The 1,278-nt window shown below is 77.0% G+C and carries 1 protein-coding gene; it reads right to left on the bottom strand.

The annotated features are described in order from the left end of the window. Nucleotides 1-44: 44 nt before the first annotated feature. Nucleotides 45-1,278, bottom strand: a 1,234-nt coding sequence (locus FNX44_RS26970; protein WP_438948049.1) for an MFS transporter, incomplete at its 5' end; no start/stop codon positions are given.

Here is a 1,278-nt window from a genome sequence, read left to right as displayed (position 1 = left end):
CCCACCGCACACGTCACCGCCCCATCGCCGCCGACCGGCGCCGCTCAGGAGGAGCCGGCACGCAGCCCCGTCTCGGTGCCGCCGCGCGCCGCCGTGCGCGGCCTGGGCCGCAGCAGCCCGGCGCCCCACACCAGGCCGGAGGCGAGCAGTGTCACCACCGCGAAGGACACCGACAGACTCGTCAACTCCGCGATCCAGCCCACCAGCGCCGGCGCGGCCAGCCCCGACGCGTAGGCGAGCGTGGCCACCCCGGCGATCGCCTGGCCGGGCACCGCCGCCGAACGTCCGGCGGCGGCGAAGCACAACGGCACCACCACCGCGATACCCACCCCCAGCAGCGCGAAGCCGGCGACCGCGACCGCCGGCGTACCGGCCGCCGTCACCAGCGCGCCGCCTGCGACCGCCAGCACCCCACCCGCCCGCACGGTCGTCACCGGGCCCCACCGGCGGACCAGCGCGTCACCACCCAGTCGGGTGAGCGCCATCGTGCAGACGAACGCGGTGTAGGCCCCGGCGGCCAGCCCGGGGGAGGCGTCGGTGACGTCCCGCAGATAGACGCCCGACCAGTCCATCGCCGCGCCCTCCGCGAACACCGCGCAGAACCCGAGAAGTCCGACCAGCAGCACGCCGCGCGGCGGCACCGCGAAGTGCGGGGGCGCCTTGGCGTCCACCACCGGCACACTGTCCGGTGTCCGCCCGGCGGCCAGCTGCGCCACGACCAGCAACACCGGCGCCACGAGCGCCGCGTGCAGCCGGCCGTCCACCCCCAGATGCGCCGCGCCGGCACCCACCGCGCCGCCGATCAGCGTGCCCACGCTCCACAGGCCGTGCAACCCGGACATCACCGGCCGCCCCAGCCGCTCCTCCACCTCCACGCCCTGCGCGTTCATCGCCACGTCCAGCAACCCGAGCGAACCGCCGAAGAGCAGCATCGCCGCGCACAGCCACACCAGTGCCGGCGCCTGCGTGGGCAGCAGCAGACCCAGGCAGCACAGCAGCGCCGGCAGCCGCAGCGCCCGCCGCTGCCCGTACCGCAGGGCCAGCCGGGGCGCCAACGGCATGGCCAGCGCCGCGCCGACCGTCGCGCACGCGAGCGCCAGCCCCAGCAGCCCGGTGCCGATCTCCAGCCGCTCCCGGATCCACGGGATGCGGGTGGCGAACGTACCGCTCGCGGCGCCGTGCACCGCGAAGACCACACCGACGGCCCACCGCGCCCGCGACGCGCCGCCCTCCCGTGCCCGGCCGGACACCGCCATACCGCGCCCCTTCCCTGATCGC

It is taken from the genome of Streptomyces alkaliterrae, assembly GCF_007097205.2.
GTDB lineage: Bacteria > Actinomycetota > Actinomycetes > Streptomycetales > Streptomycetaceae > Streptomyces > Streptomyces alkaliterrae.
The sequence above is the reverse complement of the archived record's forward strand: the minus strand, read 5'-3'. Positions and strand labels throughout refer to the sequence as shown.